The organism is Massilia eburnea (assembly GCF_009720745.1).
GTDB classification, from domain to species: domain Bacteria; phylum Pseudomonadota; class Gammaproteobacteria; order Burkholderiales; family Burkholderiaceae_D; genus Rugamonas; species Rugamonas eburnea.
In genome coordinates, this window is the sequence record NZ_WNKX01000013.1 from 70,167 (window position 1) to 85,865 (window position 15,699).

Below are 15,699 nucleotides of genomic sequence, written 5' to 3' on the forward strand. Positions count from 1 at the left end.
CATGCGGTTGCGGTACAAGTTGATGGCGGCCCTGCTGGCGACGGGGCTTGGCTCGGTAGCATTGGTAGGCGGCGTCGCCTACGTCGGCGTCAACTACAAGGTTGATTCGCTGCGACGCCAGCAGGCGGCGGAGCACTTCTACACCTACATGACAGCCTACCTGGCCGAATATGGCGACTGGGATACCGCCGTCGCTACAGAATCGTTCGACCGCTTCGTGCGGCGGCAGGAGGGGGAGCGCGCCACCGGCAGCGAACTGCCAAGCGAAATGCTTGAACGCATGCCACCGCGCATCAACAACCAGGCCCGCTTCGCCGAGCCATTGCCAGGCGATGCACCCTCACCGCCTGGCCGCGCGCCGCAGGGCCCTGACGATGATTTTGCGCGTCCGCCACCACCACCGCCTGGCGTACGGCTGGCTGGCGGGCCCGATCGCGGCGGCCCGGGCGAACGGCCACCGCCACCGCGCCGTGCCGATGGACCGCCGCCATTCCGTTTCATCCTGACTGACGCGCGTTATCGGGTCCTGCTCGGCGGCGGCCAATTCCGCCATGGCGAGGCGCTGCCTGAAAACCTGCGCGAGTCTGCACGGGCAATCGTCGTGAAGAACCAGACAGTCGCCTACATGTCAGCCGATGGCAAGCTCGCGCCGACACCGCAGGAACAGAAATACCTGGACGCGTTATACAACTCCTTGTTGGGGGGGATCGCCGCCGCCGCGGGCCTGGCAATCCTGCTCGGCGTGCTGCTGAGCCGTGGCCTGTCGCGCAGCCTGAGCGGCCTCACGCGCGCAGTGAAACGCATGCATAAAGGCGAACTTCACCAGGAAGTTCCGGTGCAAGGCAAGGACGAAGTGGCCGCGCTGGCCACGGCCTTCAATGAAATGAGCGCGCAGCTGGCACAAAGCCACACCACCATCCTCGAGCAATCGGAGCAGCTGCGCGAACTCAGTATCCGCGACGCGCTCACGCAGCTGTACAACCGCCGCCACTTCGACGAGCAGGCCAACACCCTGTTCAACCAGGCCGTACGCCACAAACGCCCGCTGGCGCTGGTGATCTGCGATATCGACCACTTCAAGAAGATCAACGACAACTACTCGCACGCCACCGGTGACGCGGTACTGCGCCGCGTCGGCAGCATCCTGCGCAAGCATATGCGCCTTTCCGACCTGGTAGCCCGCTACGGCGGCGAAGAATTCGTGATCGCCTTCCCCGAGACCGCAGGTCCGCAGGCTGCCGCCCTGTGCGACAAGCTGCGTACACTGATCGAAGCTTTCCCCTGGCATGAAGTGCACCCCGAGCTGAAGGTCACCATGAGCATGGGTGTCTATGCCGACATCGCAGCCGGCAGCGCTGAAACCATGCTGCAAAAAGCAGATGCGCTGCTGTACCGTGCCAAGGAGTCCGGCCGCAACCGCGTTTGTTTCGTTTAAAAGGACATCAATCATTGCCAGCCCTGTTTTCAAGCGACATCTTTGCCTCGGCAATCGGTTCGGAGGCAGAGCGGAATCGGCTTCCGACAGGGACCATAGGGAAGCGGGCCGTCATCAGGTCGACGCTGCTGGCTATTTAAAGTCCGGGAAATATAGATCTTCGCGCTTTTGAACAAGCAAGCAATGAATTAGAGCGCGTTATCAATTGTTGTATATCTTCTGATATTCATAATTCATAATAAAATTTGCGCTGGCTTACGCCAGAGAGCCAATTTGAAGGTCTAGTATTATTTGGAGTTACTTAGCAAATGCGTTTGATTTCGGAATTAGAAGCAAATTTGGTTTCAGGCGGTGAAATGGAAATTTCGGACGATTCATGCTATTTCGACGGCGGAGAAGGCGGCGGTTGGGGTGATGCTGTCGACAGCGGCGATAGCAGCGGCAGCAGCGGGACCAGTGGCAGCAGCGGCAGTTCCGCTGGCGACAGTGGCAGCGCCCTGACCGACACGGCACGAATTGCCCAAGAAGCTCTTGCTTGCAAAATCGCAATTGACCGGGTAGAGAAGAGCGCGACCTACACGAATGCCGCGATTGCCGCGAGCACCTGCAGCACCGCGGTGCAGGATTTCGTACAAACGGTACCTTGGAAAACCCTGATGACCAATGCTGGTGCAGCTGGTATGGCCGACGCTGAAGCCCGTGGTTTTGGCATGGTAAAACAGAAGTGACCCGCTGAATCAGCCATAAGAATATGCTCGCCGCCTTATGCGGCGGGTATCCTTCCCAACTGGCGCCCACCGCCAGGCTTGCCAAGTTAGTTCGATGAATCAGTTATTCCCCGGGAAACAGCTTTTATATTATTGTCTTTTCACGACGTTCATCCTCCGAATCGTCCTGCTTTCCGGGGGGGCGAGCGGGATGGATTCCTGGATATATATTCTTTTGCTTGTATTGGGAATCGCTTCCCTGTTTCTCATTGAGCGCTGGAGGCGCGGTGCGGGCGCTTATCTGCGACAATTTTGCTTTCTCCTGAGTGCCATGTTGGTTTTAATGGCCGGTGCCTGCTTCTCTCCTGTTGCCACGGATTTCCTTAATCAGCAGATTGTTTGGCCGGCGAAAATCAATTTGTTGAAAGTCGCTGTACTCGCATTTTCTGCAGCAACGATGGAAGAGATTCTATTCAGAAAAATTATTATCGAATCGCTTTCACCGCGTATCGGCGCGGTGATGGCTGTCATCGTTTCATCCGCAGCCTTTTGGGTTTTGCATTTCAGCATTCTGCCCACCTTATTTATCGCTGCCTTGATTTACTGCCATATGGCAAGAAAGTTCAGTTCGCTCTTCCTGGTCGTTGTCCTGCACTTCCTTTATGACTTGACAGGAAACGTTGCGCAGGCAATTGTTGGTCAGCCGCCTTTGCCCAGCGGCCTGACCCCTGACCAGATGCTGCGTGCGGCCAATTTTTTCGCGGAGACCATTGTCTTTGCGCTGTTCTATCTGATGCTGCTCGGGCAGGCGGCCGTGCATGCTTGGGCCACCCGGCGCAGTGCACGGTAGAGCTCGCAGCCTCCTGCTTCAGGCTGCTGCTGCAAGATCTTCGCCGAGATCGAAGACTTTGCCGTCCTGAACGGCAACAACACGTTGTGCCGCATTAATGGTTTCAGGGCGATGTGCCACCATGATGCGCGTCAGCTTGAGTTCCGCCAGCGCAGCGTTGACTTTTGCTTCGTTGTTAACGTCGAGATGGCTGGTAGCTTCGTCCAATGCGAGAATTCGCGGGGTCTTGTACAGCGCGCGGGCCAGCAACAGGCGCTGTTTTTGTCCACCCGACAGGCTGCTGCCCATGTCGCCGACCAGGGTTTGGTACCCCATCGGCATGGCAGCAATTTCGTCATGGATGGCCGCCAGCCGGGCACATTCCTGGGCCTTTTCTGCGCGGGCTCCGCTGTCGAAGAAGCTGATGTTGTCCAGCACCGAACCCGCCAGCAGCACGTCATCTTGCATCACTGTCCCCACCAGGCTGCGGTAGGCGCGCAGTCCCAGTTGGCGAATTGGTACTCCGCCAACCAGAATTTCGCCTTCGGTCGGCTGAACCAAGCCGAGGATCAGTTTGCACAATGTGCTTTTTCCGCAGCCACTCGGGCCGACCAGCGCGATGCTTTGGCCAGCCGGGATATGTAAGTCGACGCCATCCAGCACCCAGGCTTCGCCTTCGGCGTAACGAAAGCGCACGCCGCGCAAAGTGATCGATGGCACGATGCGCTCCAAGTCTGTTTCGATCGGATCGTCTGGCTCGGCAGGCTCCATGACGATGTCGGACAGTCGCTCCGCATGCATGCTCAACATGCGTACATTGAAGAATAGGTCGACGAGACTGAAGACTCGCCCGGAAAATGTGCCGGAGTAGCTGGTGAATGCCGCCAGCATGCCGACGGTGAGGGTGTTTTCCATCACCAGATTGGCACCAACATAAAACAAAATCAGGCCCTGTACGCCGGATATGGCTGTATTGCCGATCTTGAACAGGACTCCCAATTTTTGCGTTTTGATGTCGCGGTTGATGACATCCTGTTTTAAATTGAGCCAGCGCGAGCGCCGCTCCGCCTCGCGGCCGAACAATTTTAATGGGACGATGGCCCGCACCGTTTCCAGGAAATGACTGTTCTCCTTGGCTGCAAGAATGAGGCGCTCGCGCGACGCTTCGCGCAAAGGTTGATAGGCGAGCAGGCGCAAGATGATATACGCTGCCAAGCCTGCTAACACTATGCAGGTCAGCTTGGGGCTGTAGGTTAGCATCATGCCAAACGCCAGCAAGGCCATGAAACCATCCAGCATGCTTTCGACAAACAGGTTGGTCAAGGTGGACTGGATTGCCCCCATGCTGCCAAAGCGCGATATGACGTCGCCCAGATGGCGCTTTTCGAAGTACGACGCGGGCAACCTGGTCAAGTGTGCGAAGACGCGCGTCGACCATTGCACGGCGATGTCGATCCCCCATCGCATGAGCGTCCAGCTGCGCGCCAGCCCGATGGCGTTCTGTGTGATGAGCATCAATGCGAAGCCGATTACCAGGACTTTCAACAACTCCCGGTCGCCGCTCACTACCACCTCGTCAATGACGAATTGGTTGAATAGCGGGGCCGCAACCGCGAACACTTCCAGTGCGATAGCGAGCATGATTACTTTCGCGATCGCCCAGCGCAGCCCGATCACCTTGCCCGTGAGCTCCCCAATGGAAACCTTGCGTGTCTCCTCTTTCGTGTGGAACTGCGGTGTCGGCGTCAGTTCCAGCGCGACACCCGTGAAGTAGCGCGAGACTTCCTGTACTGACACACGGCGTTTACCGACGGCGGGATCCAATATGGTGACTGTGGTTTTGCCCCACAGATCTCGCTCTACCTTGCTCAACACGACGAAATGGTTCAAGTTCCAATGCAGGATCGCTGGCAACTGAAGCTGTGATAGCTCGTCGAGTTCAAGGCGCAATGGTCGCGCAGTAAAATGCAGGTTGCTTGCGTGGCGCATCAACTGCGCCAGCGTCGCCCCTTTCAGGCTTATGGAAAACTTGTGGCGAAGTTCGGCCAAGTCAGTCTGGTAACCAAAGTGGCATGCGACCATAGCGAGGCAGGCCAGACCGCATTCGCTGGCTTCAGATTGCAGGATCGTCTTCATGGACTCAGGTATTTTTGCGGGATGAAAGGGCAAGCAAAGGTTCGGCAATCCATTCCCAGATCTTGCGCTGGTCTTGCAGGATATCTGCCTCCAGTGTCATCCCGGGCTTGATCTGCTGCGCTTCCCCATAAACTTGTACGAATTGGCTGTCGAGCTTCACCCGGATCCGGTACAGCGCTTCGTTCGGCCCAGCACCGTCATGCTGCACGTTGCCAAGAATTGTTCCTGCAATATTGGGCGGCAGTTCGGATGGGGAGAAAGGCGTTTTGCTGATATTGATGATCTCGCCGCCCTGCAAGCCGAATTTCTGGTAGGGATAGGCTTGGTACCGGATCAGGACTTTTTGGCCGGGCATCACGAAGCCTGCTGTCCGGCTTGGCGCATAAAGGTTGGCCTCCATCCCTAGCCCATCGGGACTTCCGGGAACAAGCGTGGCCAGGGATTGGCCTGCAGTTAAAGCTTGCCCGACGTGGAAATTGAGCGCCGTGACGGTGCCAGCTTGCGGCGCCACGATGAGGGCCCGCTTGCGGTCCTGGTTCTGGACCACTTCCTGCTCCAGGCTCGCTTCAGCCCGCCTGAATTGGGCGAGTTCGGTTTCCAGCTCTTCCGATAACTGTTTGCGCTGAGTACGCAAGTTAAGAAGATCGCTGTTGAGTTGAGTCTTGCTGCGTTCGAGCGAGCTCAGTCGTGACTCGGTATCAATCAATTCTTCCTGTTTCTGCTGAAGCTGGGCCTGGGAAACGAAGCCACTGGCATGCAATGTCTCAAACTTGTCCACGCTTTGCTGGGCCAGGCTTTTACGGCGTAGTCCCAGCCGGATTTCGCTGCCGAGCTGGTTTGCCTCCGTCTCGGTATTCGTAATCCGTCCGTCAATTGCCTGTTGCTTTTCCCGAGCCAGGCTAATCCTCGCCATACGTTCCGATTGCAGGGTTTCGCGACGGACGGCGAGCTGCTGTGCGATGAGCGTGCTGAGTTCGCCATTGTTCTGCTGGCGTTCAGTAGACAGCTCAAACAGCACTTGCCCAGCAGCGACTTGTTCGCCTTCCTTGGCAAATGCATGAAGCAAAGTGCCGGACTGCTGAGTGGAAATGGCCAAGGCGCCTTCGATGGGTATGACCAGGCCAGCAACCCTGGCTTTTTGGGTGACGGTACCGACAACGGCGAATACGATAAAGGTGCCCGCGATGAGCAAGGACCCCAGGGCTACCAGGGTGCCGGATATCGGGTGGGTCAAGCGAATCGAACCCATCCAATTGCCTGATTTAGCTTCTGCCACTTCCGGCCGGAACAGGGCTGTTTGCGTAGCCTGCGGATTGTTCGGGACGGATTTCTCGTGCGGTAACGTCATGCTGTCAGCGTGGCCAAGCTTTTACAAAGCCGACTAGTTTATCATTTTCATAATAATTATCAAAACGGCTTGGATTGCCTTTGTTGCACTAAGCTAACAAAGAATTGGAGGGGTTATTCCAGGCGAGACAGACTGTAAGACAGGCTAATTGGCTAGCGTGCTAATGGCGCAATCCCGTGCAGGGCGCGGGCCTTATTGCATTCGGGGCTGTATTCGGTGAATTCGCGGCAGGTGGAGGAGCGCTGGGCGTAAATGCTGCAGCCGACTTGCCTGCCGACTTCGCCCTCAAGCGCGATACAGCGCACCGGCCGCGCATCCGTGCCGCGCATGGCGGCACGGTGCGGCGTGATGGGGATCGTGAGGTGCGCCGGCACCTCCTCACCCCAATAGAACGAAACCCTGAAACTGGCGCAGCACGCGCCACAGTTCTGGCAGTGGGACATCCTTCACCTTAATCACCGTTGGCAACGTTGCGCACAATCGCTTCGCTGTGAACGATGATTTTATCCGCATCTGCCTGCAGCAGGCGTATGCGACGCTGCACCAGGGGCCAGCCGGACCAGGCGACGTCCGGCTCGGCCACAGCTTCTCGGCGCAGCGGGGCAGCGGGCGGCGTGGCGCCGGTGTGGCGCGACAGGGCGACCGACAATGTACGGCATACGGTGGCGTGGCTGGCCTCCAGCATCGCATTTACCGCCTCGCTCGGGATATCGCGCACATGGCGGCGAAGAATGGCGCGCAGCGCGGCCACATGCGCGACCAGCAGGTAGTTCTGCACAATGAACAGGTTGATGTCCTCGGCCGCGCGCTGCTTGCTCTCCGGCTCATCCAGCATGCGCACCAGCGCGGCGCTGAGCGCGGCCAGCGTTTCCATCAAGCGTTTGCGCTGGATGCGGTAGATGAAGTCATTGCGGTATTTGCCCTGCAGGAGGTCAAAACTGGCCTCCATATAACTCAGGTTCACCGTCAGGACCAGCTTGACCAGGTGCGGCAGCGATTGGTATTCCCAGTTCGCCAGTACGAAACTGAAGGCGGTAGCGATGGCGGCGCCGACGAAAGTATCCACCAGGCGCTCGGAAATCAGGTTGCTGCTCGGCGCCACCAGGTACATCCACAGCAGGATCATCACCGACACCGCAATCGCTGCGTAGCGGTAGCGCAGGTAGATGAAGGTCGGCGTGGCGATGGTCGCCAGCACCAGAACGGCGAGAATGGCGGCCGGGCTGGGGGTGAACTTCAATACCACGGCGGTGATGATGCAGCCGATGATGGTGCCGACAATGCGGTCCGAGCGGCGCTGCTTGGTCATGCTGAAGCTGGGCTTCAGGATGATCACGATGGTCAGCACAATCCAGTAGCTGTGCGCCTTGTACGGCAGGATGGCGCCGATCGCCAGGCCGGCTGCAATCGCCATCGACACGCGCAGTGCGAAGCGGAACACCGGTGAATCCATGCGGAAGTGCGACACCATCAGCTGCAGTTCGTACTTCTGCTGCGACAGGAAAGGCTGCATGTCCATATCGCGCCAGAAGGGCGTGTCCTCATACACCTTCTGGCTTGACACGTGCAGCTCGCCGATCATGCGGATGATGGCGGTGATCTTGTTGCGCTGGGCCCGCAGCACGGTCACCGCTTCGCGGCGCGGCTTGCCGGCGTCGAGGTCATCCTGCAGGCCGGCGATCTGCTGGTCCAGCGCCTTCAGCTCCGGCGTGTAATCGACTTCCGGATAGGAGGCGCGCTTGCGCGTCACCGCGTAGGCCACCGATTCGATATCGCGCGCAGCCTTGTACGCCAGGTCGTGCAGTGTGCGCAGGGCGGGCGAGTCGAGCAGGTGGGTGCGCAGCGCCGCGTAGTCGGTGTGGGTGGCGAGGACCTGCTCGTACAGGTCCAGCATGCAGACGTGGATCTGCACCACCACCGCGTCCTTGCGGTTGTTGTGCGCGCGCAGGATCAGGTCGCGCGAAGCCTGCTGGCGGTCGGCCAGCAATGCCTGGTGGCGTACCAGCTTGTTGAACTGCTCGGTGAGGTTGTAGCGCGTGTCGTAGAAGTCGGCCTTGATGTCGATGTAGGCCGCCAGCTCGAACAGTGCTTCCGCCAGCACCTGCTGCTTGATGCGGTGGCGCAGCACGTATGAAATACCCATGGCGTAGGCCAGGTAGGACAGGCCGCCGAACATGAACAGGCCGGCGTGCGCAAACGACTGCACCGGCGTGAGCGTGTGCTCGGTCGACATGGTCATGATGAACAGTGTCGCCAGTTGCAGCGGCATCGACTTCTTGCCATAGACGACCATCATGCTGGCGAAGAAGCTCACCGCCACCAGCATCGGCATCAGCAGCCAGTAATACGGCCCGCAAAGGCTGATCAGCAGCGTGACGGCGGTGCATAGCAGCACCGATGCCATCATCTCGTTGAACTTGTGGCGCAGCGGGCTTGGCATGTCCATCAGCGCCGTGCACAGGGCGCCGATGCCGATCGACATCGCGATATGGATGTCGGTCAGCCACATGGCCAGCGCAATAACGCCCACCAGGCCGACGCCGAAGCGCAGGCCCAGGTGGAAGTAGTGGCTGTAGAAGAAGGTGCGGGGGTCTAGTGCGTAGTGCATGGTCCCCGTCTTACACAATCGACAGGACAGGGTAGCGGCGCCATTCCGGCTCGCGTTGTCGCTGGCAGTTGTGGAAGATGAAGTGCAGCACTGCGTCCTTGTCCTTCACCAGCGCCGGGTTGGCGGCTTTCCAGTTCTCGAACAATGCCTTGGTTTCCGGCTCGGTGGCGAGGATGTCGGCAGCCAGGTCTTCGAACACGTAGTCCGAGATGTTCTCCTTGCGCTCCAGTACGGAGTTGAAGAAGCCCCAGCGGAAGAAGGAATCGTGACCTTGCGGTTCCAGGGTCTCGACGGCGTAGCGCGCGTTGTCCTGGTCCAGCGAAACGTACCAGTCGCCGGCGCTCAGCTCAAAGGTGCCTTCGCGCTTTTCGACTTCCACTTCGTCGTGGAACATATGGCCCTCGTAGGCGGTCGGGCGCGAGACCACGTTGCTGATATGGTAGTACTGGGCTTGTACGGTGGTCGGCGCTTCGATGCGGGTCATCTGCACGCCGTTCCATTGCAGGCGCTCGACGGCTTCGCGCCACTGCTGCGGCACCACGTAGGCCTTCGGCGCCTTGACCACGGTGTCCGCAGGGAAGCGGTTGAACCATTTGATGTCGCGCGACCATGGCTTGCTGCGGTCGTAGGACAGGCGGATGTAGTCGCCCAGCTTGGAAGGGCTGCGCTGCGCTTCATAGCCTTTGAAGTGGAAGGTGTCCGGATTCTCTTCATCCATGCGCCAGGTGACGGCCCATTCCTTCTGCTTGCGCTGCGCGGCCTTGGTGGCGGCGCGCATGGCCTTGATCTGTTCACCATGCTTGACGGTGAAGTTGCGCACGGTATCCACCAGGGCGCGCATGGATTCGTAGCGGTCGGCGTATGGCTTCAGCATATGCGTCTCCGGCATGAAGCCGATGATGTTATGCAGCGCGGTGAAGCCGGTCGAGAAGCGTGCGGTTTCCAGGAAGTCGGCGATGCCGTCGTCCGGGGTTTCGACCACAGGGTTCACGTAAGGGCAGGTTGGCCAGCCGGCGGCGGCCATGTCCTCGTAAATCTGCGGCAGCATGGTGTCGCGCAGGAATTCACCGAGTTCGCCACCGAGCTTGTCGCACTGGGTGTGGATCAGAGTCATGGTGTAGCTGTAGTCGGCGCCGTTGGAGGTGTGGGTGTCGACCATCACATCCGGATCCCAGGCGGTGACCAGCTGGTTGAAGAACTTCGCGTTCAGCGTATCGCATTTGACGAAGTCGCGGTTCAGGTCCAGATGGCGGCTGTTGCCGCGGAAGCCGAACATCTCCGGGCCGTCCTGGTTGGCGCGCGAAGTGTTCTGGCGATTCAGGCAGCCGTCCACGTTGTAGATCGGGACGAACAGCAGCACCGTCTTGCCCAGGCTCGCCAGCAGTTCCGGGTTGAAGCACATGTCGCGCACCGTCGCCATGCAGGAATCGATGCCTTCCGGCTCGCCCGGATGGATGCCGTTATTGTTGAAGAAGACCGTACGGCCTTCGCGCTTGATCGTTTCGCGGTCGAAAACGCCGTCGGCGCTGACCACGCCCACATGCAGGGGGATGCCGCCGTCCGATACGGCTGCCTGTTCAAATTTCAGGATCTTCGGGAAACGGCGTGCCAGTTCTTCGTAGAAGGCGATGCACTCGGTCCAGAGGGTAGTCTGGTTTTTATTGCCTTTTTCGTAAGGCGTGAGCATTTCTTGCATGGTCTGGATCTCAGGTTTCTGCATGTAGGGGGATCAGCGATTTTACCAAATTACGCCTTACGGCCGTTGGCCTCCACCCATTTCGCGTAGGAGGCGGCCCATGCAGTCAGTACCTCCTTGGTCTTGTCGTTATTGACCTTGCCGTCTTCGCCGATCAGCGCGGAGCCGTTGCCGATATAGACTTCAGGGCCTGGCATGACGGGCGCGTTGAGCGTCACCATGGTCTGGCGCACGTTGTGGTTGCCTGCGAAGCCGCCCACTGCGCCGATGGAGGCGGAGATCACGCCGACCGGCTTGGCGTTCCAGATGCTGTGGCCCCATGGGCGCGAACCGACGTCGATGGCATTCTTCAGCGCACCGGGCATGGAGCGGTTGTATTCCGGCGTAGCGAACACGATGCCGTCCACGTTGCGCAGCTTGTCGCGGAAGGCGGTCCAGGCAGCAGGCGGGGTATGTGCGTCGTCCAGGTCCTGGTTGTACAGCGGCAGGTCGCCGATTTCGACGAATTCGAATTGCAGTTCGGCTGGCGCCACTTCCACCAGCGCGTTGGCGAATTTGCGGTTCAGCGAATCCTTGCGCAGGCTGCCGACGATGAGGGCGATTTTCTTGGTCATGGAATGCTCCAGTGGTGAGGGAATGTCGGAATGATAATGTACATCAAGCGGGGAAAACGTGCGCGTCCTGCCGTAACGCGTCATACAGGAATTGGCTAAGGGCCTTGATGCGCGCCACGTTGCGCAAGTCGCGGTGGCTCAGCACCCAGAGCTGGGTGTGGAAGCGCGGGTCGGGCGGCGCCAGCTGCTCCAGCGTGCGCTCGCGGTCGGCCAGCAGGCAAAGCAGGGGCGCCACGCCCATGCCGTTGCGCGCCGCATCGACCATGGTGATCAGGCTGTCGGCGCGCACGGCCACTTGCGACGGCGGCACGCGTTCGGCCAGCCACTGTGCGGCGGCGAGATGGGCCAGGCTTTCGTCCGGCGCCACCCAGCGGTGCGCGGGCCAGTCGTCGCGTGCGATGCCTTCGCGTTCGGCACGGCGCAGGTAGCCGTGGGAAGCGTATAGCGCGGTCGCCACGGCGCCGACTTTGCGGCCCACCAGGTTGGCCGGCGGCGTGTTTGACGGGCGCACGGCGATATCGGCTTCGCGCTGGGTGAGGTTGAGGAAGCTGTTGTTGACCACCAGCTGCAGCTGCACGGCGGGGTGGGCGTCCTGGAAGCGCTGCAGGTAAGGCATCAGCAGGCCATGCGCCAGCGTGTCCGTGGTGGTGAGGCGGATGGTGCCGCGCAGCTCTTCATCCAGCCCGCCCACTTCGCGCTGGGCGCTGCCGATTTCCTCCTCGATCGGGCCGAGGCGGCCGCGCAGGGTTTCGCCGGCGCCGGTCATCACATAGCCCGATTGCAGGCGCTCGAACAGGCGCACCCCCAGCGACTGCTCGAGGCTATCCAGCCTGCGCAGCACGGTGGAGTGATTGACGCCCAGCTCGCGAGCCGCGGCCGAGATCGAGCCGCCGCGCGCGACGGCGGCAAAGTAGCGCAAGTCTTCCCAGTCAAGCTTCTGCATATTTGCGTAACCGTTCCGCTGTTTTCTGGAATTTTAATGCGTTTTTGCGGCGCATACACTGGCTTCGTCAAATCATTCAAGGAGCCGACCATGCTGACGCTATACACCGCCGATACGCCCAACGGGCAGAAGATCACCATCGCGCTGGAAGAACTGGGCCTGCCGCACCGCGTGCACCACGTGAACCTGTCGGCCGGCGAGCAGCATCAGCCGCCGTTCAGCGAAATGAGCCCGAACCACAAGATCCCGCTGCTGGTGGATGAAACCACGCCGATCTTCGAATCAGGCGCCATCCTGATCCACCTGGCCGACAAGGCCGGCCAGCTGCTGCCTGCATCGGGCGAAGCGCGCAGCGTGGTGCTGCAATGGCTGTTCCTGCAGGTAGGCAGCATAGGGCCGATGCTGGGCCAGCTGTGGTTCTTCCGGCATAGCGCCGGAGCGGGCAAGGGCAAACCGAACGAGCAGGCGCTGGAACGCTATGGGCGCGAGACATTGCGTTTGCTGGGCGTATTTGAAGAACGCCTGCGCGACAAGGCATACCTCGCGGGCGACCAATACACGATTGCCGATATCGCCAGCTTCCCCTGGATACGTTCGCACCCTGAGTTGGGTGTCACGCTATCCGACTACCCGGCGGTGGCCGATTGGGCCGCGCGCATCGAAGCGCGTCCGGCCGTGCAGCGCGGACTGGCGTCGGCCAAGCCATGATCGCCGCCTGGGGCTTATTGCTGTCAGCCGCCCTGGTCGACATTGCCATGGCGATAGCGCTCAAGCATGCCGAAGGCTGGACGCGCTTGTGGCCCAGCCTCGCCGGCCTGGCCTTCGCCAATGGCGCGATCGTGCTGCTGACAATGGCCCTGCGCCAGCTGCCGGTAGGCACAGCATTTGCGGTCTTCACGGGAATTGGTGCGGCGGGCGCCGCAGCGGTAGGCATCCTCTATTACGGCGAGAGTGCCTCACCCCTGCGCTTGATACTGATTGCAACGATCGTAGTCGCCATCGCCGGCCTCAAGCTCACAAACGGCTGAGCCCGTGTCCCACCTTGGGGTCACACCCGAAATGGGACACGGGCTCAGCCGCGCTACGCTTGTGCTCGTGTCCCGAAACGGGTGTGACCCCAGGGTGGGACACGGGCTGGGCCGTAGGGCCCGCGGAACTTATTCGGCCTTCATTTCCTTCAGCAGGTTGTCGGCCTTGTCGATGTACTTCATGTTCCACAGGATGTAGCGCAGGTCGACCTGGATGTCGCGGGTCTTGGCTTTGTTGAAGTCCCAGTCGGAGATGATCGAGTCCAGGGTGCCGTCGAACGCCAGGCCTACCAGCTCGGCTTTCGAGTTCAGCGCGGCGGAACCGGAGTTGCCGCCGGTGATGTCCAGCGTGGCGAGGAAGTTGACCGGCACGGTCTTCAGTTTAGGATCGACGTATTTTCCGAATTCCTTCTTGTTGATCGCGTCCAGCTGCGCTTGCGGGGCATTGAATTCGCCTTCGCCGGTAGCCTTGGCTTTGACGCCTGCCACGGTGGTGAAGGCGCTCCAGCCGGTAGTGCCGTCGGCGCCGGTGTCGCGGCCGGCGATCTTGCCGAACGTGACGCGCAGGGTGCTGTTGGCATCCGGGTACACGGCCTGGCCTTTGGAATTCATGTAGGCGATCTTGGCCTTCATGTAGTTGCCGTAGGCTTGCTGGATCTTGCCACCGAGTTCTTCCTCTTCCGCCTCACGCTTCATGGCGTCGTCGTACAGGGCGACGGCGACCTTGATGAAGGCATCGTCGCTGGCTTTGAAGTCGGCTACCGATTTGTTCAGCCACTGCGTGCGGAAGGCTGCATCTTCCAGCTTGGAGCCGGCATACAGCTTGTCCAGCGCTGCAGACAGTTCCGCTTCGCTCATGCCAGCCTTGATGCCCATGGCGGCGTCGAACACGGCATTGTGCTCGGATGCGGGCTGCGCGGCGTAGTGCTTCATGTTGTTCAGCACGATGGCCTTGTTCACCTTGGCGACGTAGGTCTTGTTCACGCCTTCGATGGAAGCCTTGATGCGCTTGGCGTCACGTTCCTGGAAGCCGGCCTTGCGCTCGGCATTCGGCTTGGTGTTCTCGTTGGCCAGGCGGTACATCATGCGCGCTGCGTTCAGCAGCGTTGGCGCAGAGCGGTCCAGGAAGTAATCGCGCTTCGCTTCGTCGGTGCGCTGGGCCATCAGCTTCTCGACGTTTTCCAGGTCGGCGCCGTAGGCGGCCTTGCGCTTGGCATCGGCGTTGACCCATGCCTTCAGGGCTTCGTGCTCCTTGGTCTTGCGTTCGAGGATATCGCTGCCCTCGTAGCTGTTCAGCATGCCCTTGCGGTTCTTGTAGTAGTTGTTGATGCCAGCTACCTGGCCGGCTACCTTCAGGGCCGCATCGCGGTCGCCCTTGGTCTCGCGGTCGATGATGGCCAGGGTCTCGTTGGAGTTCTGGATGAAGGCAGGGTATTCCCAGCCGAAGGTGGTCGCCACTTCGGATGGCAGGCGGTGGCGGTTGGTGCGGCCCGGGTAGCCCAGCACCATCACGAAGTCGCCTTCCTTCACGCCTTCTTTCGCCAGCTTCAGGTAGGACTTCGGCTCGTAAGGGACGTTGTCCTTCGAGTAGTCGGCGGCTTTGCCGTCCTTGCTCACGTAGGCGCGGTAGAAGCCGTAGTCGCCGGTGTGGCGCGGCCACATCCAGTTGTCGGTGTCGCCGCCGAATTTGCCGACGCCGGCTGCCGGTGCGTGCACCAGGCGCACGTCGCGGATTTCCAGCTGTTTGATCTGGTAATACTCCAGGCCGCCGTAGAAGGAGGACACGGTGCAGCGGTGGCCTTCATCCTTTTCGCATTCCGCGACCAGGCCTTTCTGGTTCTTCTCGATCGCGTCCACGCGCGCCTTGCCCTGCAGCTTGGCCACTTCCGGGGTGATGATCTTGTCGGTGACGTTCAGCACTTCCTTGGTGACGAAAATGCGGCTGCCTGGAGCAGCCGGCAGTTCTTCGCCGAAGTTGTGGGCGACGAAGCCGTTCGCCAGCAGGTCGCGTTCCTTGGTGGAGTTGACCGCCACGCTGTTGTACACGCAGTGGTGGTTGGTCACGACCAGGCCTTGCGGCGAGACGAAGGACGCGGAACAGCCGCCCAGGCTGACGATGGCGTTCATCGGGAACTCGGTCAACTTGGTCAGCGAGGCTGGGTCCAGCTTCAGGCCGGCGGCTTTCAGTTGCTTGGCTACTTGTGGCAGCTGCTGCGGCATCCACATGCCTTCGTCTGCGAAGGCTGCGGAGGTGGTGCTCAGGACGGCGAGCGCGAGAAGAGATTTTTTCATGGGTCTCGAGGTGATTGATGTGGTGGCCCGGCGGGATCGGCCGGCAGGCGACCTAGAGTATCG

The 15,699-nt window shown here is 60.3% G+C and carries 13 protein-coding genes; 5 read left to right on the plus strand and 8 right to left on the minus strand.

The window, feature by feature from the left end; all coding sequences use genetic code 11:
* Position 1: 1 nt before the first annotated feature.
* From GM658_RS17245 to GM658_RS17255, 3 genes are all read left to right on the plus strand, one after another.
* Positions 2–1,435, plus strand: a complete 1,434-nt coding sequence (locus tag GM658_RS17245) for a GGDEF domain-containing protein (protein WP_155455292.1) — start codon at positions 2–4, stop codon at positions 1,433–1,435.
* Between the two features lie 308 nt (positions 1,436–1,743).
* A complete protein-coding gene (locus GM658_RS17250) occupies positions 1,744–2,163 on the plus strand; it encodes a hypothetical protein (RefSeq protein WP_155455293.1) in 420 nt (139 codons plus the stop codon).
* Positions 2,164–2,257: 94 nt separating this feature from the next.
* The gene (locus GM658_RS17255; RefSeq protein WP_170298858.1) at positions 2,258–2,992 is read left to right on the plus strand and encodes a CPBP family intramembrane glutamic endopeptidase; all 735 of its coding nucleotides are present in this window, start codon (positions 2,258–2,260) and stop codon (positions 2,990–2,992) included.
* Between the two features lie 18 nt (positions 2,993–3,010).
* Here the strand turns inward: GM658_RS17255 and GM658_RS17260 are convergent, their stop codons facing one another.
* The 7 genes from GM658_RS17260 to GM658_RS17290 all read right to left on the minus strand — a co-directional run bounded on the left by GM658_RS17260 (position 3,011) and on the right by GM658_RS17290 (position 12,316).
* Positions 3,011–5,107 carry a peptidase domain-containing ABC transporter gene (locus GM658_RS17260; protein WP_155455295.1) on the minus strand — a complete coding sequence of 699 codons (2,097 nt, stop codon included), beginning with the start codon at positions 5,105–5,107 and terminating at the stop codon, positions 3,011–3,013.
* A 4-nt stretch (positions 5,108–5,111) separates the two neighbouring features.
* Positions 5,112–6,455 (minus strand): HlyD family secretion protein, encoded by a 1,344-nt coding sequence (locus tag GM658_RS17265; protein WP_155455296.1) that lies wholly within the window; start codon positions 6,453–6,455, stop codon positions 5,112–5,114.
* A gap of 152 nt (positions 6,456–6,607) precedes the next feature.
* Positions 6,608–6,898, minus strand: coding sequence for a YkgJ family cysteine cluster protein (locus GM658_RS17270; protein ID WP_155455297.1), 291 nt, complete (start codon positions 6,896–6,898; stop codon positions 6,608–6,610).
* Positions 6,899–6,906: 8 nt separating this feature from the next.
* On the minus strand, positions 6,907–9,063 hold the full coding sequence (locus GM658_RS17275; protein WP_155455298.1) for an FUSC family protein: 2,157 nt from the start codon (positions 9,061–9,063) through the stop codon (positions 6,907–6,909).
* Between the two features lie 10 nt (positions 9,064–9,073).
* Entirely contained in the window at positions 9,074–10,783 is a 1,710-nt protein-coding gene (locus GM658_RS17280) for a M14 family zinc carboxypeptidase (RefSeq protein ID WP_229416954.1), read from the minus strand.
* Between the two features lie 26 nt (positions 10,784–10,809).
* Positions 10,810–11,373 (minus strand): NADPH-dependent FMN reductase, encoded by a 564-nt coding sequence (locus tag GM658_RS17285; protein ID WP_155455299.1) that lies wholly within the window; start codon positions 11,371–11,373, stop codon positions 10,810–10,812.
* Positions 11,374–11,416: 43 nt separating this feature from the next.
* Positions 11,417–12,316, minus strand: a complete 900-nt coding sequence (locus tag GM658_RS17290) for a LysR family transcriptional regulator (RefSeq protein ID WP_155455300.1) — start codon at positions 12,314–12,316, stop codon at positions 11,417–11,419.
* A 90-nt stretch (positions 12,317–12,406) separates the two neighbouring features.
* Between GM658_RS17290 and GM658_RS17295 the strand changes: the two genes are divergently transcribed.
* Positions 12,407–13,024 carry a glutathione S-transferase family protein gene (locus GM658_RS17295; RefSeq protein ID WP_155455301.1) on the plus strand — a complete coding sequence of 206 codons (618 nt, stop codon included), beginning with the start codon at positions 12,407–12,409 and terminating at the stop codon, positions 13,022–13,024.
* The gene (locus GM658_RS17300) at positions 13,021–13,344 is read left to right on the plus strand and encodes a DMT family transporter (RefSeq protein ID WP_155455302.1); all 324 of its coding nucleotides are present in this window, start codon (positions 13,021–13,023) and stop codon (positions 13,342–13,344) included. Before GM658_RS17295 ends, GM658_RS17300 begins: the two co-directional genes overlap by 4 nt.
* A 129-nt stretch (positions 13,345–13,473) precedes the next feature.
* Here GM658_RS17300 and GM658_RS17305 read toward each other — a convergent pair whose 3' ends face one another.
* On the minus strand, positions 13,474–15,636 hold the full coding sequence (locus GM658_RS17305) for a S46 family peptidase (protein ID WP_155455303.1): 2,163 nt from the start codon (positions 15,634–15,636) through the stop codon (positions 13,474–13,476).
* Positions 15,637–15,699: the final 63 nt, after the last annotated feature.